The 21824-nt window shown below is 36.3% G+C and carries 22 protein-coding genes; 12 read left to right on the plus strand and 10 right to left on the minus strand.

What is annotated here, in order from left to right; all coding sequences use genetic code 11:
* Positions 1–109: 109 nt before the first annotated feature.
* The 5 genes from O0955_RS16665 to O0955_RS16685 form a co-directional block, all read right to left on the minus strand.
* Positions 110–955 (minus strand): transketolase, encoded by an 846-nt coding sequence (locus tag O0955_RS16665; protein WP_269428696.1) that lies wholly within the window; start codon positions 953–955, stop codon positions 110–112.
* A gap of 57 nt (positions 956–1012) precedes the next feature.
* Positions 1013–1477, minus strand: a complete 465-nt coding sequence (gene bcp, locus O0955_RS16670; protein ID WP_269428697.1) for a thioredoxin-dependent thiol peroxidase — start codon at positions 1475–1477, stop codon at positions 1013–1015.
* Positions 1478–1576: 99 nt separating this feature from the next.
* Positions 1577–3310 (minus strand): M23 family metallopeptidase, encoded by a 1734-nt coding sequence (locus tag O0955_RS16675; RefSeq protein ID WP_269428698.1) that lies wholly within the window; start codon positions 3308–3310, stop codon positions 1577–1579.
* Between the two features lie 3 nt (positions 3311–3313).
* A complete protein-coding gene (locus tag O0955_RS16680) occupies positions 3314–3925 on the minus strand; it encodes a fumarylacetoacetate hydrolase family protein (RefSeq protein WP_269428699.1) in 612 nt (203 codons plus the stop codon).
* Positions 3926–4041: 116 nt separating this feature from the next.
* Complete coding sequence (locus tag O0955_RS16685; protein WP_269428700.1) at positions 4042–4569, minus strand: T9SS type A sorting domain-containing protein; 528 nt, start codon at positions 4567–4569, stop codon at positions 4042–4044.
* Positions 4570–4747: 178 nt separating this feature from the next.
* Between O0955_RS16685 and O0955_RS16690 the strand changes: the two genes are divergently transcribed.
* Complete coding sequence (locus tag O0955_RS16690; RefSeq protein WP_269428701.1) at positions 4748–6727, plus strand: KUP/HAK/KT family potassium transporter; 1980 nt, start codon at positions 4748–4750, stop codon at positions 6725–6727.
* A complete protein-coding gene (locus O0955_RS16695; protein WP_269428702.1) occupies positions 6727–6885 on the plus strand; it encodes a hypothetical protein in 159 nt (52 codons plus the stop codon). Before O0955_RS16690 ends, O0955_RS16695 begins: the two co-directional genes overlap by 1 nt.
* Before the next feature lie 99 nt (positions 6886–6984).
* On the opposite strand, the gene O0955_RS16700 is transcribed toward O0955_RS16695, so the two are convergent.
* Complete coding sequence (locus O0955_RS16700; protein WP_269428761.1) at positions 6985–8934, minus strand: amino acid permease; 1950 nt, start codon at positions 8932–8934, stop codon at positions 6985–6987.
* A gap of 301 nt (positions 8935–9235) precedes the next feature.
* Here O0955_RS16700 and O0955_RS16705 point away from each other — a divergent pair, with 301 nt between their 5' ends.
* A complete protein-coding gene (locus O0955_RS16705) occupies positions 9236–10456 on the plus strand; it encodes an MFS transporter (RefSeq protein WP_269428703.1) in 1221 nt (406 codons plus the stop codon).
* Positions 10457–10552: 96 nt separating this feature from the next.
* Here O0955_RS16705 and O0955_RS16710 read toward each other — a convergent pair whose 3' ends face one another.
* The 4 genes from O0955_RS16710 to yihA all read right to left on the minus strand — a co-directional run bounded on the left by O0955_RS16710 (position 10553) and on the right by yihA (position 14649).
* Complete coding sequence (locus tag O0955_RS16710) at positions 10553–11290, minus strand: hypothetical protein (protein WP_269428704.1); 738 nt, start codon at positions 11288–11290, stop codon at positions 10553–10555.
* A 66-nt stretch (positions 11291–11356) separates the two neighbouring features.
* Positions 11357–13072 (minus strand): M3 family oligoendopeptidase, encoded by a 1716-nt coding sequence (locus O0955_RS16715; RefSeq protein ID WP_269428705.1) that lies wholly within the window; start codon positions 13070–13072, stop codon positions 11357–11359.
* Positions 13073–13148: 76 nt separating this feature from the next.
* Positions 13149–14006, minus strand: coding sequence for a UbiA-like polyprenyltransferase (locus O0955_RS16720; RefSeq protein ID WP_269428706.1), 858 nt, complete (start codon positions 14004–14006; stop codon positions 13149–13151).
* A gap of 19 nt (positions 14007–14025) precedes the next feature.
* Entirely contained in the window at positions 14026–14649 is a 624-nt protein-coding gene (yihA, locus tag O0955_RS16725) for a ribosome biogenesis GTP-binding protein YihA/YsxC (protein ID WP_269428707.1), read from the minus strand.
* A gap of 147 nt (positions 14650–14796) precedes the next feature.
* Between yihA and ubiE the strand changes: the two genes are divergently transcribed.
* The 9 genes from ubiE (at position 14797) to uppS (ending at position 21822) form a co-directional block, all read left to right on the plus strand.
* The gene (gene ubiE / locus O0955_RS16730) at positions 14797–15528 is read left to right on the plus strand and encodes a bifunctional demethylmenaquinone methyltransferase/2-methoxy-6-polyprenyl-1,4-benzoquinol methylase UbiE (RefSeq protein WP_269428708.1); all 732 of its coding nucleotides are present in this window, start codon (positions 14797–14799) and stop codon (positions 15526–15528) included.
* Positions 15525–16322, plus strand: coding sequence for a type IX secretion/gliding motility protein PorT/SprT (gene porT / locus O0955_RS16735; protein ID WP_269428709.1), 798 nt, complete (start codon positions 15525–15527; stop codon positions 16320–16322). Before ubiE ends, porT begins: the two co-directional genes overlap by 4 nt.
* A gap of 91 nt (positions 16323–16413) precedes the next feature.
* Positions 16414–17175 carry an SDR family NAD(P)-dependent oxidoreductase gene (locus tag O0955_RS16740; RefSeq protein WP_269428710.1) on the plus strand — a complete coding sequence of 254 codons (762 nt, stop codon included), beginning with the start codon at positions 16414–16416 and terminating at the stop codon, positions 17173–17175.
* 131 nt (positions 17176–17306) lie between these two features.
* The gene (locus tag O0955_RS16745; protein WP_269428711.1) at positions 17307–17753 is read left to right on the plus strand and encodes a GatB/YqeY domain-containing protein; all 447 of its coding nucleotides are present in this window, start codon (positions 17307–17309) and stop codon (positions 17751–17753) included.
* 192 nt (positions 17754–17945) lie between these two features.
* A complete protein-coding gene (locus O0955_RS16750; protein WP_269428712.1) occupies positions 17946–18710 on the plus strand; it encodes an alpha/beta fold hydrolase in 765 nt (254 codons plus the stop codon).
* Entirely contained in the window at positions 18710–19372 is a 663-nt protein-coding gene (locus O0955_RS16755) for a CBS domain-containing protein (RefSeq protein ID WP_269428713.1), read from the plus strand. Before O0955_RS16750 ends, O0955_RS16755 begins: the two co-directional genes overlap by 1 nt.
* Positions 19373–19381: 9 nt before the next feature.
* Positions 19382–20263 (plus strand): NAD kinase, encoded by an 882-nt coding sequence (locus O0955_RS16760; protein WP_269428714.1) that lies wholly within the window; start codon positions 19382–19384, stop codon positions 20261–20263.
* A 1-nt stretch (position 20264) separates the two neighbouring features.
* The gene (gene porG / locus O0955_RS16765; protein WP_269428715.1) at positions 20265–21062 is read left to right on the plus strand and encodes a type IX secretion system protein PorG; all 798 of its coding nucleotides are present in this window, start codon (positions 20265–20267) and stop codon (positions 21060–21062) included.
* A 19-nt stretch (positions 21063–21081) separates the two neighbouring features.
* A complete protein-coding gene (uppS, locus tag O0955_RS16770; protein ID WP_269428716.1) occupies positions 21082–21822 on the plus strand; it encodes an undecaprenyl pyrophosphate synthase in 741 nt (246 codons plus the stop codon).
* Positions 21823–21824 lie beyond the last annotated feature (2 nt).

The following is a 21824-nucleotide window of genomic DNA, read 5'->3' on the forward strand; positions in this document are numbered from 1 at the left end:
ACTGCGTTCAAGCTTGCTTCGCAGGTTTTCATAAACCAAATCCCTGATGGGACTTTATTTGTTAGTGTGAAATGTTATTTTAATTTTGCCAAAGGTGTAAAGGAAGATTTTAGTAATCTCCCAAAGTTTCTGGTAATTGCGCTAAAGCGGCAGCCAATTGCTCATCATTTGGAGCGGTACCATGCCATTTGTGCGATCCCATCATATAATCTACACCAGCACCCATTTGAGTACTCATTAAATTTAAGATTGGTTTACCTTTTCCTGTTAACGTTTTAGCATAATGTAAACCTTCTACAATGGCTTGCATATCGTTACCATCGGTATTAATTACATGCCATCCGAAAGCTTCAAATTTAGCTTGCAAACTATCTAAAGAAAGAACTTTATCTGTTGGCCCGTCAATTTGCTGACCGTTATAATCAACAGTGCAAATCAGATGGTCTAATTTATGGAAAGGGGCAAACATAGCTGCTTCCCAGTTTTGGCCTTCCTGTAACTCTCCATCACCATGTAAAGTAAACACATAAGAATTATCGCCGTTTAATCTTTTTGTTAAAGCTGCTCCAATTGCTACAGACATGCCCTGACCTAATGAACCAGATGCAACACGTACTCCCGGAAGGTGCTCGTGTGTAGTTGGGTGACCTTGTAATCTTGAATCAAGTTTACGGAAAGTAGCCAATTCAGATTTATCGAAATACCCTGCATGGGCTAAAGTACTGTACCAAACCGGAGAAATGTGGCCGTTTGAAAGGAAGAATAAATCCTCACCAATACCGTCCATTGTAAACTCTTTTTTGTGGTTTAAAACTTCGAAATATAATGCTGTAAAAAAGTCTGTGCAGCCTAATGAACCACCCGGGTGGCCAGATTGACATCCGTGAACCATTCTTACAATATCTCGTCTTATCTGCGAAGCAATATCTTCTAATTCTTTAATTGTATGTTTCATTAAAATAAGCGGTTGTTGTTATATAACAAAGGTAATATTTTACCTGCTATATCATAATTAGTTATTGATTAAATCGAGTACTTGCTGTGTTGAGTTTTTTGTATCTACTTTTTTAATAATATGTGCTATTTTACCTGCTCCATCAATCACAAAAGTAGTTCTTACGGTACCCATATATTTTTTGCCGTACATATTTTTTTCTGCCCAAACCCCGTAGTCATTTACGATTTTCTGGTCAGCATCTGCAAGCAGGGTAAAGGGTAAATTATGTTTGGTTACAAATTTCTGATGTGATTTTTCATCATCAACACTCACCCCCAAAACAATAATGCCTTTAGCCGTCAGGCCCTGGTAGTTATCCCTGAAATCGCAGGCTTCGGCTGTACAGCCGGGGGTATCATCCTTTGGGTAAAAATAAAGTATAACAGTTTTACCTTTGTAATCACTTAAAGAAATAGAATTTCCATTTTGGTCTTTTGCTGTGATAGCTGGTGCCTGATCACCTTCTTTTAACTCTGCCATTTTATTTATAATTAATTTATTTCACCATGTTTATTGCCAGGCTAAGTTACCAATACCTATGGCTAACCGTAAGCAAATCAACAATTAATTGGAATAATTTTACTTAAAAAAGGAAATTGAATATCGCTTTACATTATCCTTCATATCCGCAACAACCAATTCGAAAGTATGTTTCCCCTTGGCTGTTCTTTCATCAAAGCTGTGCCACAGCGTTGCTGATTTTGTATCAAATTCCATTAATACCCATTTGCCATCTATATAACCGTTAAAACTTTTAATCCCCGAAAGGTTATCGCTGATTTTAAAGGTCATTTTAGAAAGGCTGGCCATGTTTTTTCCATCGGCAATATTAACGGGTGTAATATTTGGTGCAATGCTGTCGACAGAAATAAAGAAAGCACCAAAACTTTTAGGATTGGCTTTTACATAACCATTTTCATAATAACCACCTTGAGCAGAACGGTTTGCATTTACGATTAAAGCTTTATTCCTCATGTTTTCCGGTAAATTATCGGCTTTAATCCACAGTTCAAAACCCACATGAAGGGGGGTATAGGTATTTTGTATCTGGTGCATAGCCGACCAGGCATTGACCGTTGGTTTAGGCAAAAGTTTATAAATGAAATTTAAATCATTGTATAAAGTTCCTTTTGGTAACAGCACCTTAATGCTCTCTGTATTAAACTCATTTACTTTGTTATACGGAAAAATAGTTCCTTTTGTTTCAGCTGGAGAAAGTACTGCAGCATTACCGGCGTTAACCGCAAAAGATAATACAGATGCGTTCCCTTTTGAATCTGTAATCACATAGCGAAGCTGATGTACAGCACCATCTGTAAAATTAATCCGTCCGTTATTTACCAGGTTGCTGTATATTTTTAGCGGGTTTCCGGGGTCAACAAAACTTTTCTGAATACTTCTTTTGGTATTTAAATAGGTAGGATAATCAGTATGCGAATTTATGGCCTTACTATCTTCAAATGCAAAACGTTCTAAAGCAGAAGTATAAACCATTTTGCCATTTACTTCCAGTTGAATAGAATAGACGCCATTAATACCTGATAAACCATTGTGTTTGTCGGTAGTAACTACACCAAAGCCAACCTCACCACTTAAATTTAACGGGGCAGATGTTTTATAAACGCCATTTGCTCCGCTAATGGCAATAGCTTCTTTTGGTGTAAACTCGCTAAAAGATTTGCCATTAAGACGGTAAACATATAAACCATGGATGACCGGAGGAATATTATCCGGAATATTGATGCCGAAAAACTGAGGATTTATGGTTTCTTCGGTTTTGGTATCTCTGATTTCGAAGTGTAAATGCGGTCCGCCGGAACTGCCACGATTGCCAGACCAGGCAATAATATCTCCTTTGTGTACCGGAATTAATGTGGCATCAGGAAATTCGTCTATTTCAAAAGATTTTTTCTCGTATTCGAGGTTTTTTACAATCGTTGCAATTTTAGGTGCAAAACGTTGCAAGTGACCGTAAACTGTGGTAAATCCGTTTGGATGATTGATATAAATTGCCTGCCCGAAACCACTATTTTGCACGCGGAGCCTTGATATGTAGCCATCTGCAACTGCATAAACCGGATAACCTTCGCGTTGATTTGTTCTGAAATCTATTCCCGAATGAAAATGGTTCCCCCTGATTTCACCGAAAGAGCCCGCAAGTGCAGGAGGTGTGATATCCAAAGGCTGTCTGAAATCTGTGATGGGATATTTATTGGTGCTAAATATTTGCTGTGCTTTTGTTAGTGGGGTAATTAAAATATTTAAAACGAAAAGGGAGATGTAGATTTTAAAATTGAATGGTCTTTTACACATGCTTTACTTCACATCAAAATTTAAGAGTTGTTTACCTTCTAACCAGGCTTCCAGTTTATCACCTTTATTTACTTTGCCTACACCTTCAGGCGTACCCGTAAAAATTAAATCGCCTTTTTTTAAGGTAATGTATTGCGAAACGAAACTGATTATCTTCTCAAACGAGAACAAAAGATCTTTAGTGTAACCCTTTTGTCTGGTTTCGTTATTTACTTTTAACTCAAAGTTTAAATCGTAAAGGTTTTCAAAATCACTTTTTGGAATAAAAATACTAACCGGAGCAGAGTTATCAAATGCTTTGGCAAGTTCCCAGGGTAATCCTTTTTCTTTATGTTTAGTCTGAATATCACGGGCAGTAAAATCTACACCTAAACCAATTTCATCATAATAATTTGATGCGAACTTTTCTGCAATGTGTTTTCCTTCTTTACAAACTTTTAAAACAACTTCCAGTTCATAATGAACATCGTCAGAAAAATCAGGAATGTAAAAAGGTTTATTGTCTTTTAATATTGCCGTGTCGGGTTTTAAAAATATAACCGGGGTAGTGGGAACAGGATTATTTAACTCTTTGGCATGCTCAGCATAATTTCGGCCAATGGCTATAATTTTCATTCGTATTATTGTAAAGAACCTGCACCGTTTGAAATAGAAATGCAGGCGAATTTAAAAATTGACAATTATAAGGAACAGATTAGCTGTCCTGTTCAAAAATAGAAAAGAAAATGGTGTTATAAAACAGATATTCTTTTTACCTGGCTTTCTGAGCCTGCAATTACTCTTAAAAAGTAAATTCCGGCATTTAAGCGGCTTGGAATGGTGAAAGATTTGGTAATTTCTCCGGCGCTTAAGCGTTCATTAGATAAGGTTACAACTTCGTTTCCTAACAAATCCATTATTTTAATGCTTACCTGAGTATCTTTACCTAAAGATAAAATAATGTTCAGTTGATCTTCAACCGGGTTAGGATAAATTTTAACAATGGTTAAAAGCTTGTCTTTATTTACGGTTACGCCAGCAGGTTTTGTTGTATTGGAATAGGTATTAAACATACCGGCTCCTCCTATAGAAAGAAATGAAGGTTTGTAAGGTTGTATGTTTGCTTTGATTTCCGGAACGCGGCTAACCTTTTTAGTCCTTGGCTTTAAACCAATTTTTAAACTGTCCGTTTGTGCCCAAGAATTTACGCTGCATAACAGTACAATACACAATGTGCATGCAAGTTTTAGGAGAAGCGTTATCTTAGTACTGAGTTTCATCAAATTTATATAGCAAATGTATTAATTTAAAACAAAGAAATTAAACATTTTGTTTAAAAGCCACAATTTAACACATTTTAACATAAAAAAATGTATTTCTTTGTGTTAAAAATACACAATAAATTGGTTGTTAAATTGTTATAGTTAGTTTACTTTTGCCGCACTAAAAAATATTAAAGTGTCAAATCATAAAAATGTAAATGCATTAACCGCCGGTGGGGTTCTGATTAGTTTAGGAATCGTATTCGGAGATATCGGTACTTCTCCCTTATATACGCTGAATGCCATCTTCAAAATTATTTTGGGTGTACATGGCGGTGTTGTTGCAAGTCCAGGGGCAATTACGCCGGATGTTGTATTAGGTGTTCTTTCCTGCATCATCTGGACATTAACCTTACAAACAACCATAAAATACGTAATTATTACTTTAAGAGCGGATAATAAAGGGGAGGGTGGAATTTTCTCTCTTTTTTCTTTAGTACGCAAAAAGGCAAAATGGCTCGTAATTCCGGCAATTGTTGGTGGTTGTGCGCTACTTGCTGATGGTATTATTACGCCAAGTATTACGGTAACCTCTGCAATTGAAGGTTTGACCAATAAATTTGATGTGCCGGTTATTCCAATTGTATTAAGCATTTTAACGGTATTATTTATTATCCAGCAATTCGGAACCAATCTGGTTGGAAAGCTTTTCGGGCCGGTAATGTTTATTTGGTTCGCAGTTTTGGGGCTGCTTGGTTTAATGTTTATTGTCAAAGATTTAAGCATTTTAAAAGCACTTAATCCATACTATGCGGTACATCTGTTAGTTACCAATCATAATGCTTTTTATATTTTAGGTGGTGTATTTTTATGTACAACGGGAGCTGAAGCTCTTTATTCGGACTTGGGTCACTGCGGTAGAAACAACATCCGCATCAGCTGGGTTTTTGTTAAATTAACATTGATTCTTAATTATTTAGGACAAGGTGTATGGATTTTGCAAAATTCAAACAGCTTTGTGCCTGGTGCGAAAATGAATCCATTCTTTCAAATTATTCCGGAGCAATACCAGATTGCGATGGTTATTTTGGCTACCATGGCCGCAATTATTGCCAGTCAGGCCCTAATTAGTGGTTCATTTACTTTAATATCAGAGGCTGTTCGTTTAAACCTTTGGCCTAAAATCAAAATTATTTATCCAACAGTTTCAAAAGGACAATTATATGTGCCTTCCATTAACTGGATGTTATGGATTGGATGTTGCGGTATTGTTTTACTGTTCAGAGAATCGGAACGAATGGATGCTGCGTATGGTTTATCAATTACCATTGCCATGTTGATGACGACTATTTTGGTAAGTTTTTATCTCAGAAGCCGGCGTTTTCCAAAGTATTCAATTTTAATATTCTTTTTAACCTATATCATTATTGAGGGTACATTTTTGGTCAGTAACCTAACTAAATTTGTACATGGTGGTTGGGTAACGGTATTAATCGGCTCCTTATTATTTACCATTATGTGGAGTTGGTTTGTTGCTCGAAAAATTAAAAACCGCTTTGTAAAATATGTCGAAATTGAGGATTATTATGAGATTATTAGTGAATTAAGTAATGATGAAACGGTTCCAAAATATTCTTCTCAGTTGGTTTATTTAACCAGCGCTAACTTTAAAACTGAAATAGAATCTAAAATTATTTACTCTATTATTCAAAAAGAGCCCAAACGTGCAGATGTGTATTGGCTGGTGCACGTAGATGTAATGGACGAACCATATACTTTAGATTATAAAGTTGAATTTTTAATTCCGGGTAAATTAATCCGTATTGATTTTAAACTGGGTTTCAGGATAGAGCAAAGGGTAAATCTTTTATACCGTAAAGTGGTAGAAGAACTGGTGAAAAATGGCGAAGTGGACATCACAAGTCAATATACATCGTTAAACAAACATAAAATTGCCGGTGACTTTAGATTTGTTCTTTTAGAAAAACATCTTTCTAAGTTTACCAAATTGAGTTTCTACGAGCGTACCATCATGGATTACTACTTTATCCTTAAGAAATTAAGTTTATCTGAAGAACGAAGTTTTGGTTTAGATAGCAGTTATGTAGATGTAGAAAAAGTACCGCTAATTTTTGTAACACCTGATGATATTGAGTTAAACAGGCTTCCTGTATAATGGCAAGAAATAGCTTAATTATACTGGCAATAGTGTTATTTATTGCAGGTCCGGTAGCAAAGGTTAATGGTTTGCAGCATAGCGAATATTATCTTATTCTTTCTGCATTAGGATTAGTTATTTTAACCGTTCTGATGTTTAAGAAAAAGTCTTCATAACAAGATTTAGATATAAATGAAAAACTCCTCAGTACGACAAGTGCTGAGGAGTTTTTTTATAGAGAATGAAATTTATCTCCGATCTTTGATAATGCTTAATTAGTCTTCAGCCTTTGCCAGTTTGCTATGCTTATAACCATACATAAAGTAAATTACAAGGCCTATAATCAACCAGATGCTAAAACCGATCCAGTTAGAAATTCCAAGTTCACACATCATGTACAAACAACTTACTAAACCAAGCACCGGAATCAGGGAAAGGTTTTTAGTAATGCTGAAATAAGCAATAAACACACAAATAATCAAAAAGATCCACATCGGAATTTTATGTTTAAATAAGCTCCAGCCGTTTTCATATTTCTTATCCATTGAAACTTTAGAGGCGGAGATAAATTGCTCATAACGATCAGCAGGCAGGCTGCTTAAATAAGATTCAGCATCTACTTTCTCTGTCAGGATAATTTGTGGAGCCGCATTTTTAACAATCTCCTCCTTCACAATTTTAAGTTCCTCTCCATTTAATGAGGTTACGAAGGAGATGGTTTCAATGGTTTTAGGGCTGTTAAAAACGAAAGCTTTTGTTTCTTTATTGTATTTTGTAAAAGCGAAAACAATGCAGGCGATAAAGACTACCGGGATAATGTATTTACTGTTTACATAAGGAATTTTAAATTTTCCTCTTTGTACATCAGGTCTGTTTTGTAAAACTAAAACACCTGCACAAACCAGCACAAAGGCAAATAAGGTGCCTATAGAACAAAGGTCGGTTACGATGGTCAGGTTCATAAATAAAGACGGTACCGCAACTACAAAACCAACCACAATGGTTGCAAAAGAGGGTGTTTTATATTTTGGATGAATTTTGGAGAACGATTTTGGCAATAAACCATCACGGCTCATGCTCATCCAAATACGTGGCTGCCCCATTTGGAACACCAAAAGAACACTTGCCATTGCAAATACTGCACTTACAGCAATAATTCCACTCATTAATTTCAGGTCAATCTGATCAAAAACAAAAGCTAGCGGATCGCCAACGGCTAGTGTGTTTGATTTTACAATTCCGGTTAAAACAAGCGCTATGGCCACATAAAGTATGGTACAAATGATAATTGCCCACATCATTCCGCGGGGTAAATCACGTTGAGGGTTTTTACATTCTTCAGCTGTTGTAGAAATGGCATCGAAACCGATGTAGGCAAAAAATACTGCAGAGACACCTTTTAATACACCCGAAACGCCATTCGGGGCAAAAGGATTCCAGTTTTTAGTATCGACGTAGAAGACACCAACAGCTAAAACTAAAAGGATAACGGCCAGTTTAACTACAACCATGGCATTGCTGGCATTGCGACTTTCTTTCATACCACGATAAACCAACCAGGTAATAAATATGATAATGGCTAAGGCAGGAAGATCGGCTACGATGTGAAAACTACCAATTTTTGGAGCCGAAAGCCATGCACTGTTTGCTGCTGCTGTTACGGCATCCAGACTGTTAATGCTTTTACCCGCATTTATAAGCGCTTCAGCATGTTTATGTCCGTTAAATGCACTTAGATAATCCATGGTCATCCAGCCCGGAAGATTAATTCCGTCTATTCCCCATGCCGGTATTCGAATGGAGGAGAGGAGCCCGGTAAAGTAATCGGACCAGGAAATGGCAACGGTTATATTTCCAATGGCATATTCCATAATGAGCGACCAACCGATAATCCAGGCCACCAATTCACCAAAAGCAACATAAGAATAAGTGTAGGCGCTACCCGAAACCGGTACCATGGATGCAAATTCTGCATATGCAAAAGCCGCGAAGCTACAGGCAACGGCCGTAAAAATAAAAAGAAAGATAACTGCCGGACCACCGTCTGCACTGGCTTTACCAATCGTACTAAAAATACCTGCCCCAATAATTGCTGCAATACCAAAAGCCGTTAAATCGCGGACACCGAGTGTTTTATGAAGTGAACTTTCATGATCGCCATAGCCTTTTGCTGCATCCTGTAATATTTTGGAAATAGATTTCTTTCTGAATAGCTTTTCGAACATCGTTAGTTTGGTTGTTGTATTCTCCAAACTTAAAAAAATATGTTCTAAAAGTTTCTAATGATGGGCATAAATTTCATTACATAAAAAAATGGGGCTCTACAGTTCTTATAGAGCAGAAACCCCGATGAATTACCTGAATTATTAGATTAAAGTAAAATTCGAGATTACTTTCAATGGAATAATTGATTCTTTGATTCGCATAACTCTATATTCTGTTAAAAGCCTAATTTTGCCACTCAGATATAGAATAATCAATTTTTTAAGTTTGATTAATGCTATTAAATAATAATTATTGAGGGATATGAGAACAGCTACTAAAACAAAAAACATAAAAGAAAGTCATCAGGGCATAGCAACACTTCTGGCTTTTGCATTAATTCCACTATCAGGCTTCGCAACAGATATTTACATCCCGTCCCTGCCAACAATGGCCGGGGTTATGAATATTTCGAGTATTCAGGTGCAACTTACCTTGAGTCTTTTTTTAATCAGTTACGGCGTTTCACAACTTTTTATAGGCAGCGTGCTGGATAGCTTCGGGCGATATAAAATTGGTTTGTACTCTTTGCTGATTTTTGCAGCAGCCAGTTTAATTATTGCAAGTACACATAATATTTACCTGATTTATTTAATGAGAATTATTCACGGTTTTACCGTTGGAGCCATTGTAGTGGCTAAAAGAGCTTATTTTGTCGATCTTTTTGAAGGAGATACCCTTAAACATTATTTGAGTTTATTTTCGATTATCTGGTCTACCGGGCCAATTATTGCTCCATTTATTGGCGGATATTTGCAGGCTGCTTTCGGCTGGGAATCTAATTTTTACTTTTTGGCAGGCTTTGCGCTGGTGTTTGCCGTGCTGGAGTTAGTTTTTAGTGGAGAAACGCTTAAGCATTACACTGATTTTCACATTAAAAAAATTGCTGGTATTTATGCTCAAATGATTAAAACCACCAGTTTTACTTTAGGTATTGTAATGCTGGGTTTGGCTTATTGTATGGTTATGGTTTATAATATGACTGGCCCATTTATCATCGAACATCATTTGCACCTGTCGCCGGTTATTGCCGGTTACAGTTCGCTGGTTTTAGGTTTTGCCTGGATGGTTGGCGGTTTTATTGGTAAAGCGACTATTAACCGTCCTTTTTTTAAAAGATTGGCTATTAATTCTGTAATGCAGCTTGTTTTTGTAATTGTGATGATTATAAGCCTGAGTTTTATAAGCAATTTATACTCATTAATCTTTTTTGCCTTTATTATTCATGTTTGCGCAGGTTTTACTTTTAACAACTACTTTACTTTCTGTTTAAGTAAATTCCCGAAAAATGCCGGAATAGCGGGCGGGCTTACTGGCGGAATTACCTACGTGATTGTATCGTTTTTAAGCTATGGAATTGTGAATTTAGTGCCTGCTAAGGATGAACGTAACCTGAGCTACAGTTATTTAATTATGATTATTTTATCTCTGCTGGTCATGTTTATAATTCTGAAGATCAGAAAAAGAGATGAAGTTGCTTTGTAGCTTGTAGCCAGCCGAAAGTCTGACTATTTTTGAAAATTAGGATTTAATAAGAAAGCCGAAGTGTATGACTTCGGCTTTTGTATTAATCAATTAAGCTTATTTTATTTTGAGGTAAGTACCCTCTAAGGTTGCATTATGTCCAAATTGGCAATCATTTAATTGGTCTGGCCGCCCTTCGGTAATGGTTAAGAAGTCATTATAAAACTTAACAATAAATCTGCATGATTTATTAATTTCAATTAAAAACTGATTGTTTTTTAAAACAGCCTTTCCTGATGCGTCAGCAATATTTCTACCCGGGGCATGCGTAACCGAGCCAATATCATAAGAATAAGTGTTACCACTTAATTTTTTAATGATAATGCTTCCCTGATAGCCATTTTCTCCATACTGATAACTATATTTTCCGGCCAGGCTATTGGGCGAAATCGGTAAAATTACTTCCGGTTTAACATTTTTATTGGCTTTGGAGTTTAGCAGGATAGTGTAGCTGGTATCGGTTTTTGTTGAGCTCCAGTCACCTTGAAGTTTGCCATCTTTTAGTGCAGCATAAATATTTCCGCTAATGTTGCCATCCTTTTCAAATTCGTGCAAAACATACTGGTTTTCCGCATTCAGTTCGCCGATAATTTTAATTGGTGTTTTAGCTTTGCTGTTGAGGTACCTGATATTGCCCAGGATAATATTTTTTGAAACGGTGATGTTTAACTCAACCGGAATTTTTTTATTGATAAAACCACTAAGACTGTAATTATGAGACGGATTACTTTGCTGCGCATGGCAAATACCAATACAAAAGCATAAAAGAAATAATGTTTTTTTAAGGTAGTGCATAATCAGATTGTTTAAATAGAAAAGTCGTTGCAATTTGCCGCGACTTTTGCATAGATAAATATAAAATTATCCTAGTTTTTCTAATTCTTGTTTTACAAAATCTGCCAATTCTTTAACATAAGCAGCGCTGAAATCAAATTTGATTCCGGCTGTTTCGTAAATTTGATTCATGGGTTTGGTATAACCTAAAGCAAGGGCATCCAAATACTGATCTAAAGCTTTTTCCGGATTTTCCTTATAATTTTTCCAAACGGCAATGGCGCCTAACTGGGCAATTGCATATTCAATATAATAAAATGGAACCTCGAATAAGTGTAATTGTTTTTGCCAAACATTACCAAATTCATGTTCTAAGCTATCCCAGTTAGCAAAACCAGCACCAAAACGATTGTAAATCTGCTTAAAGGTTTCTTCCCTGTCTGCAGCGGTGTGATTTGGATTGGTATAAATCCAGTGTTGAAACTGATCTATTACCGCAACCCATGGTAATGTTTTTAAAACATCAGCAAGCTGCTCTTTCTTTGCCCGGATTAAATCTTCTGGATTATTGAAATAAACATCCCATTTATCCATAGAAATTAATTCCATACTCATGGAGGCCAGTTCGGCAACTTCCGAAGGGCAATGTTTAAAGTCGTTAAGTTCTAAATCTGCAGTTAAAAAAGTATGTATAGCATGACCGCCTTCGTGAACCATTGTGGTTAAATCACGAAGTGAATTGGCCGAATTCATAAAAATAAACGGTGCTCCGGTTTCAGCCAGCGGATAATTATAACCACCAGGTGCTTTACCTTTTCTGCTTTCTACATCAAAAAGATTATTGGCTTTCATTGTAGCCAGTTTTACACCTAATTTTTCGTCAATGGCATTAAAACATTCAATGCTTTTGTCAATTAGTTCTTCCCCATTGTTAAAAGGTTTCAAAGCTGCTTTGCCGCTTATACTTACTTCCATATCCCAGGGTTTAAGTACGTCTAAAGCTAAAGCCTCACGACGTTTTTCTGCTTGTTCTTTTAAAATCGGAACGATCTCTTTTTCAATGGCATTAGCAAAGTCATAACAATCCTGTGGCGTATAATCAAAACGGCCCAATGCCTGAAACATGTAATCGCGGTAATTTTCAAAACCAGCGTTTAATGCCACCTGATTACGCAACCTGATTAACTCATCAAACAGCATGTTTAAGTCGTCCTTATCAATTAAGCGTCTTTGCTGAATGGTTTTCCAGGCCCTTTCTCTCAATTCCCGGTTTAAATCTTTGACCAAAACAGAAGCCTGTTCCAGTGTATATTCCTGCCCATTGATTTCGACACTCATGGCACCCGTAATGCCCTGGTATTTTTGTTGTTTAACCTGCAATTCGGTAAACAATTCGATGTTCTCTTCCCGGTACAACTCTAAAGCTTTTTTAATGGCCCGGCTGTAAACAAAATATTTCTCTTTATCGAGATCGTCCATAAAAGGACTTTCTACAAATTTTTTATTTAACGCATTAGATAAAGGCGAAATTTTAGGCTCAATCTCAGTAGCGAAGTACTGAAAGTTTTTAACCAGTTCTTCATTTGCCGTATCACAACTCATTTTAATATATCTCCAGGCAAAATCTTCTTCTAAAGCAGCTTCCAATTCAGACCGGTCTTTTAACCACTGTTCCAATGCTGAAGAACTATTAATTTCACGGTTTTGCAGTTCTGAAAATAGAGGTTCAAGGCTTTCCCAGGTTATAGTTAAATCCTTTGGGATGTATGTTCTTGGTTTTTTATTTATAATTAAATTGCTCATATTTTTATATCCGATTTTTTGTCAGGAAAATCTTTCAAACAAGTTTGTTGTCTTTAAAAACTGGTGTTAATTAATTTTAGCGGGTTCGTAAAAAAGCATCAATTAAAAAACAAACTGCAAATACCACGGAGGCATAGCCGTTTGTGGTTTGAAAAGCACGGTTTACTTTACTAATGTCGTTCGGTTTAACCAATAAATGCTGATAAATTAACATGCTGCAGAAAAACACAACCCCAATGTAATAAACCCAGCTAAACGTAGTAAAGAATATTGGGATAATTACGCAGGCTGCTGATAATATGTGCAACAACACCGAAACATTTAAAGCATTTTTTATGCCAAGGGCAGATGGAATGGAGTGTAAATTTTCTTCACGGTCAAAATCTTCATCCTGCAAGGCATAAATAATATCAAAACCGCTAACCCAAAATAATACCGTTAAGGAATAAAAAACAGGAACGAGGGCAAAATGTCCGGTTACGGCAATATACGCTCCAATAGGCGCAAGACTAAGTCCTAAACCCAAAACCAAATGGCAAAGCGCTGTAAATCGTTTGGTATAACTATAAAACAGTACCACAAATAAAGCCACTGGCGATAAATAGAAGCAAAGCGGATTGATAAAATAAGTGGTTGCTGCAAATAAAACACAATTGGCAATCACAAAAATTAAAGCTTCATTTGCCGAAACTTTTCCGGCCGGAATATCCCGCATTTGGGTACGTGGATTTTTAGCATCAATGTTTCTGTCCAGATAACGGTTAAAAGCCATTGCAGCGTTGCGGGCAAATACCATGCAAAGCAGTACTAAAATTAGTTTATACCATGAAAATGGCGATTCAGTAGTGGTTACACCCAAAAAGAAACCAATCATTGCAAATGGTAATGCAAATACGGAGTGGGCGAATAATACGAGTGAAAAATACTTTTTCATTTAATTAGAAAACAGAAATCTAAAACTGTTTAAATATCGTTGGTTTTACAAAATCTTTATTTACTTCCTGGATAAAATGTAAAACCTCATCTCTTCCGGTTTGTTTTTCAGCGGAAGTAATAATGGTTGTCGGAATTTCTTCAAACCAATCACCTAATTTTCTTTTAAAAGCAGCAACGTTTTTGGCTGTTGTTGTTCCACCTTGTTTATCGGCTTTAGTAAAAAGTAAGGCAAAAGGAATTTGCTTTTCGCCTAACCAGTAACAAAATTCAAGATCTATTTGTTGTGGATCCAATCTGCTGTCAATTAAAACAAAAACACATTGTAAACTTTCTCTTTTAGTTAGGTAAGCCCGGATAAATTTCTCCCATTTCTCGCGGCTTGTTTTTGACACTTTAGCATATCCATAACCGGGTAAATCAACGATATACCAGGCTTCATTTATCAGAAAGTGATTAATTAACTGGGTTTTACCCGGACGTTGCGAAGTTTTTGCAAGACCATGCTGATTAACCAGCGCATTAATTAAGGAAGATTTACCCACATTAGAACGCCCTATAAAAGCATATTCGGGCATAGTTGGTGGCGGCAAAGCCGATACCTGGGTGTTGCTGCAAACAAATGTTGCCGTTTTAATAACCATAATACAAAGGTAGGGTTTTGAGTCGGAAGTCGGAAGCTCGAAGTCTTTAGTCAAAATCCTTAATTTCTTTATTATGTAAACTTTGGGTTTTGTCTTCGGGTTCCAGACTAAAGACTCCCGACTTTTTGTCTATCTTTGCCGCATATCATGAATCAAAATATTACTCCATATCAAGTTGAAGATGCAACTAAGAAAGAGCAGGTTGCAACGATGTTTAATAACATTTCAGGTACTTACGACTTCTTAAATCATTTTCTTTCGTTAGGAATTGATGTTTTGTGGCGTAAAAAAGCAATTAAAGAATTGGTTTCTATCCACCCCAGAATTATGCTTGATGTAGCAACCGGGACTGGTGATTTTGCTTTTGAAGCCGTTAAAAAGCTGCACCCTGAAAAAATAATTGGTGTAGATATTTCGGAGGGGATGCTCGATGTGGCCAAAAAGAAAATCAATGACCGCAGTTTGAACGAAACATTTACCGTTCAGCTGGGTGATTCTGAAGGGCTTCATTTTGAAGATCATACTTTTGATGCCATAACCTGCGCTTATGGTGTGCGTAATTTCGAAAACCTTGAAAAAGGTTTAACCGATATGTACCGCGTTTTAAAACCAAACGGTAAAATGGTTATCCTTGAATTTTCTAAACCACGCGTATTTCCGGTAAAACAATTGTACAGCTTCTATTTTAAACAAATTACGCCGTTCTTCGGTAAAATGTTTTCAAAAGACCACAGAGCCTATACTTATTTGCCTGAGTCGGTTGCTGCTTTTCCTGATGGAGAGGATTTTACAGCTTTAATGGAAAAAATTGGCTTCAAAAGTACCAAACAACAAATTTTAACGTTTGGAATAAGTTCTATATATACCGGTACTAAATGATAAGAAAATTAAGCCTTTTCATCCTTCTTTTTATGGTTTCAGCAACATCTTTTGCCCAAAATTGGGGTGGGGGTGTAGATGATGAAGACTGGAGTTGGGGTTTTAATTTTCAATACATTTCTGCTGAATATAAAATTTTAAAAAAGAACAATTGGCGGGACCCTTTTTACGAGGTTCCCAATTCAAATTCGGTTTCTTACGATCCTTCATCCGGTAATATGGTAACCAATTCGTTAAGGTCTATATCAAGTCCTCCATCACAAGGTTTTGGTTTAGGCTTTGTAATGAACAGAAGAATTACAGATAACTTTGACGTCCGGGCTACACCATCATTAATATTCAGCGATCGTATTGTAAGGTATGAGTACGAACCCATTCCTCCTCAAACTTTGCCAAATGGACAAACCAAAACTTACGAAAGCATTATAGATAAAAAAATTCAGGCAACCATGTTTGAATTTCCGTTAGGTATTAAGATTAAATCCAACAGACAAAATAATTTTAGAGCCTACTGGATGGGGGGCGCTAAGTATTCTATTGATATTGCCTCGAAAAAGAAAACCTTTGATGAAGGTTTACCAGCAGCTGAGAAATTTTTAAAAAGTAAAAGAAATTACTTGTCTTACGAAACCGGAATAGGCTTTGATTTTTATTTTGAGTATTTTAAAGTATCTCCTGAAATCAAGCTTTCTTATTCTACCAACGATTTGCTTCAGCACGACAATACGGCTTTTGCAAATCCTATTGATAAGTTAAAATTACGTCAATTAACTTTCAGTCTGATTTTTCAGTAAAGCTTAGCAAGCAAAAAAACTTACCTTTGTCATCGTTTATAAATCTTAACCTTTCAGGAAAAGATTATATCGGTAATAAAATTTCATCAATATGTCTAAAATTGCATTAATTACAGGCGCAACTTCAGGAATAGGCGAGGCTTGCGCACATATATTTGCTCAACACGGTTATAATTTAGTTTTACTGGCACGGAGAGAAGATCGTCTGGCTAAAATAGCAAATCATCTGGAAGATAAATATGCAATTACAATCAAACAGGTTTTTGCAGATGTCAGAGAAAAAGAAAATTTAGCTGCTGCCCTGGATGCTATTCCTGCGGAATGGAAAAAAGTAGATGTTTTAATCAATAATGCAGGTTTAAGTCAGGGTTTAGATCCAATTGATAAAGGAAATACCGATGATTGGGACACCATGATTGATACCAACGTAAAAGGTTTGCTTTATATAACTAAAATTGTTTCCAACTGGATGATTCCGAATAAACAAGGGCATATTATCAATATAGGTTCTATTGCAGGACAGGAAGTTTACCCAAACGGAAATGTATATTGTGCCAGTAAGCATGCTGTAGATGCTTTAAGTAAAGGCATGCGTATAGATCTTTTGCCTCATGGAATTAAAGTAACAGCAATTAATCCGGGCATGGTTGAAACAGAATTTTCTATTGTTCGCTTTAAAGGAGATGCAGATAAGGCAAAGAAAGTTTACGATGGGTTAGAACCATTAATTGCAGATGATATAGCCGATGCCATTTGGTATGTGGTAAGCCGTCCAAAACATGTAAACATTAACGATATGCTAATTATGCCAACAGCGCAGGCTACCGCAACCATCGTTTCGAGGAACGGATAATTTAGAACGGTTAACTGCAGAGTTGTTTAAACGTTAAGTGTAAAAGCATTTAACTGATAAACAAGTAATTAATCAATATAATTTAAAACGGTTAACCAATTTAAACAGTTAATCAACTAATAATAAAAGAAATGATATCTAATATAATAGACCAGGAAATTAAAAAAGCCATGCTGGCTAAAAATGATGCACAGTTAAGAGGTTTAAGAGCAATAAAAGCGGCTTTGCTTTTAGCAAAAACTGAAAAAGGCGCATCAGAGGAAATTACAGAAGAAACGGAATTAAAAATTCTTCAAAAGTTAATTAAACAACGCCGCGAATCTGCTGATATTTATAAGCAACAAAATCGCGAAGACCTTTATAAAGTAGAAGAAGAAGAGATTGAGGTGATCAATCAGTTTTTACCAAAACAATTGGGTAGAGAAGAAGTTGCAGCAATAATTGAAGGCGTTATCAAACAATCTGGCGCTACATCAGTTAAAGATATGGGAAAAGTGATGGGCATGGCCAATAAAGAACTTGCAGGTAAGGCTGATGGCAAACTTATTGCCGAAATTGTAAAAGAAAAACTAGCTTAATCTTACGGCAAGGCAGTTGATAAAAACTTTTAGGTACCCATTTAATGCTGAATTAATGCTTGTATGTGCTTCCTGATGTTTTTACAGGTGTTTTTGTACCGTTTTGTGTTTTATTTCAGAAAAATGGTGCATAAATGCAAAAATTTAATTTTACTCTACTAACTTAGTAGCACAATACCATCATAAAATAATATGACTTACGAGATAATTGAAGAAGACGGATTTAAATATGTAGAAGCTGGAAAGGGCGAGACATTGGTATTGCTGCATGGCCTTATGGGCGAATTAAGCAATTGGGAACTCGTTATAGAGCGTTTCAAAGATCGTTATCATATTGTTGTCCCTATTTTGCCTATTTACGATTTACCTATTTTAACCTTGGGTGTAAAAGCTTTATCAAGATATGTTCATCGTTTTTTAAAATTTAAAGGCTTAAACCAGGTTGTACTTATTGGTAACTCTTTAGGTGGCCATGTTGGATTGGTTTTTACTGTTGCACATCAGGAATTTGTAAAGGCATTAGTACTTACAGGAAGTTCGGGTTTGTATGAAAATGCTTTTGGCGGTTCTTTTCCACGAAGAGAAAGTTATGATTATGTAAAAGAAAAGGTAGCATTTACTTTTTACGATCCGGCTATAGCAACAAAAGAACTGGTTGATGAAGTTTTTAAAACAGTTAATGACAGGTCGAGGGTAATCCGGATCTTAACCATGGCAAAGTCTGCTATCAGGCATAACATGGCAAAAGAATTATCTAAAATTACCATTCCTGTTTCATTAATTTGGGGCAGAAATGATCAGGTTACACCTCCCGAGGTTGCTCAGGAATTTCATGAGTTGTTGCCAAATTCTGAATTGAATTGGGTAGATAAATGCGGACACGTACCTATGATGGAACATCCCGAAATATTTAACGCCTTTTTAGAGAAATTTTTAGAAAGAATATTGCTGAAATAATGTTTGCTGAAGAAATCATATCAAAGGTTATACCACCTGTAAGGACCGATGACACGGTGCAGAAAGTTTTAGATCGTATGAACGAGTTTAAACTAAAGCATATGCCCGTTGTTAACGATGCTCAGTTTATTGGTATTGCCGTTGAAGATGATGTTTTAGGTATCCGGGACCCTAATAAGTTAATTAAAGAGGTGCCTTTAAACCTGTTAAATGCATTTGTATTTAATAATGCACATACTTATGATGTAATTCGCTTATTAAGTCAGCTTAAACTTACTGTTGTTCCTGTGCTTGATCAGCAGAAAAACTATTTAGGGCTGATATCAATTAATAATATAGTCGATTACGTTGCGGATCAGTATGCGATAAATGAACAGGGCGGAATTATTGTACTGGAAATTAGCAACCGCGACAACTCTTTAGCACATATTGCGCAGATTGTTGAGGCAGATAATGCACAAATATTATCTTCTTATGTTAATTCTTTCGAAAATTCTACCTGCTTAGAAGTGACCCTTAAAATCAATAAAACTGAAATTACAGCTTTGGTGGCTTCATTTGAGCGATACGACTACCAGGTAAAAGAAGTTTATAATAATACTCAAATTGATAATGGCTCGCAGGAGCGATATGATTCTTTCATGAATTATTTAAATGTTTAAACACAACGTATGAGGATTGCAATTTACGGAAGAGATTTTAACGATACAGTATTGCCCTATGTACAGGAAATTTTTAATCATTTAAGTGAGCATAATATTCAGCCGGTTTTATACTCAAGGTTTAAAACCTCTTTGCATGGCAAAATTAAATTGCCGGCCAATACCGTCATTTTTCATAACCATAAAGAGTTAAAAGAACATGCAGATGTTTTATTGAGTTTGGGTGGTGACGGAACTTTACTGGATACACTTTCACTCATTCGTAATTCGGGTATTCCTGTTATCGGAATTAACTTTGGGCGCCTGGGCTTTTTAGCGAGTATTAATAAAAACGAAATAAAATCGGCATTAAATGCCTTAATTAACCAGGAATTTACTTTAGATACCCGTTCGCTTTTAACTTTAGAATCAGATAATAACCTTTTTGGAGAAGAAAATTTTGCACTTAATGATATCACCATTCACCGTCGCGATAATTCAGCGATGATGATTATCCATGCCTCCATGAATAACGAATTTATTAATTCTTATTGGGCTGATGGTTTAATTATTGCAACCCCAACAGGCTCCACCGCTTATTCTTTAAGCTGCGGCGGACCAATTATTTACCCGGATTCGGAAAATTTTGTAGTTACCCCAATTGCCCCGCATAATTTAAATGTAAGGCCTGTTGTAGTGCCTGATGACAATGAATTATCCTTTGAAGTAGAGGCCAGAGAGTCGAAATTTCTGGTTTCCTGCGACAGCAGAACTGTAACCGTGGAGCGGTCAGTAAAAATTACCATAAAAAAAGCTGATTTTTGCATAAATCTTATTCGCCTTAACAATGAAACGTATTTAAACACGTTAAGGAATAAATTATTATGGGGCATTGATACCCGTAACTACTAATATGTCGCTAAACAAACCCATTTTAATCATTCTTTTTTTTCTTTGCAGTGCCCGCTTTGTACAGGCGCAGGAGGCTACCTGGGAAATTGGTCTTGCTGGAGGAGCTGCAGGATATATGGGTGATTTAAATCAGAATAACCCACTTCAAATCAGTGGCATTTCTGCCGGAATTTTTGCCAAACGTAATTTCAATCCTTATCTGGGCCTTCGGCTACAATATAATTATGCGCAAATTCAGGCCAAAGATGCCAATTCTAACAACGAACAATTCAGAGAGCGGAATCTTAGTTTTAAAACACCTTTAAATGAGGGCAGTTTAATTTTCGATTTTAACTTTTTCGATTATAAAATAAACGGAGGTAGCAGAAGGTTTTCGCCTTATTTATTTGCGGGTGTGGGTTTTGTACAATTTAAGCCCCGTGTAAAATATAATGGAGAAACTTACCGGTTAGATCGATTGGCAACAGAAGGACAACCGGAGGCATATAAAAATACAGTTTTAACCATTCCTTATGGGGTAGGGTTGCGTTATAATTATAAAGACGCCTGGAGTATCTTTACTGAAATTGGCTATAGAACACCGCTTACCGACTATATTGACGATGTAAGCGGAGTTTATCCTGTTAATCAGGTAATTGTTGGAAATCCGCCAAATCAATTAAATTTAACCGATCCATCGCTGCATCAAACCGGTTTTGCCGGCACCCAAAGAGGCGATTTTAGAAAAAGGGACACTTATCTATTTGTTAGTGTTGGCATATCTTTTACCTTTGTATCCTCAAAATGCTATTCCTTTTAAGCTGATTTTGACATAATTAATGGGATTTAAAGAACAAATAGACTATAACCGCCTGCCAAAGCACATTGCCGTGATCATGGATGGTAACGGACGCTGGGCGAAAGGCCAGGGTAAAATGCGTGTTTTCGGGCACGAACATGGCGTACTTTCTGTAAAAGATATAGTAGAAGGTTGTGTAGAAGTGGGGATTGAATACCTTACACTTTACGCTTTTTCTACAGAAAACTGGAACCGGCCAAAAGAAGAAGTTGACGCTTTAATGCAAATACTGATTTCTACCATCAATAAAGAAACCGAAACGCTGAATAAAAATAACATTAAACTCAATGCAATAGGCAACATTGCTTCTTTACCGCAAGAGTGTATTGATGATTTGAAAGAAGCGATGGCGAAAACGGCGCATAACGAAAAATGTACCTTAACATTAGCGCTTAGTTATAGCGCCAAATGGGAAATTTTACAGGCGACGAAAAATATTGCAGCTGCGGTTAAAAATAATACCATTAAGCTTGAAGATATTGATGAAAACCTTTTTTCAGCAGAATTGACTACAGTAAATATCCCTGATCCTGAATTAATGATCAGAACTAGCGGAGAGCATCGCATCAGCAATTATTTGCTGTGGCAAATGGCTTATACAGAATTTTATTTTACCGATATTTTATGGCCTGATTTCAGAAGGGAAAACCTTTTTGAGGCTATTGTAGATTATCAAAAACGCGAACGCCGTTTTGGCAAAATTAGCGAACAATTAAACTAATT

The sequence above is a fragment of the Pedobacter punctiformis genome, assembly GCF_027213715.1.
In the GTDB taxonomy this organism is placed as follows: Bacteria; Bacteroidota; Bacteroidia; order Sphingobacteriales; family Sphingobacteriaceae; genus Pedobacter; species Pedobacter punctiformis.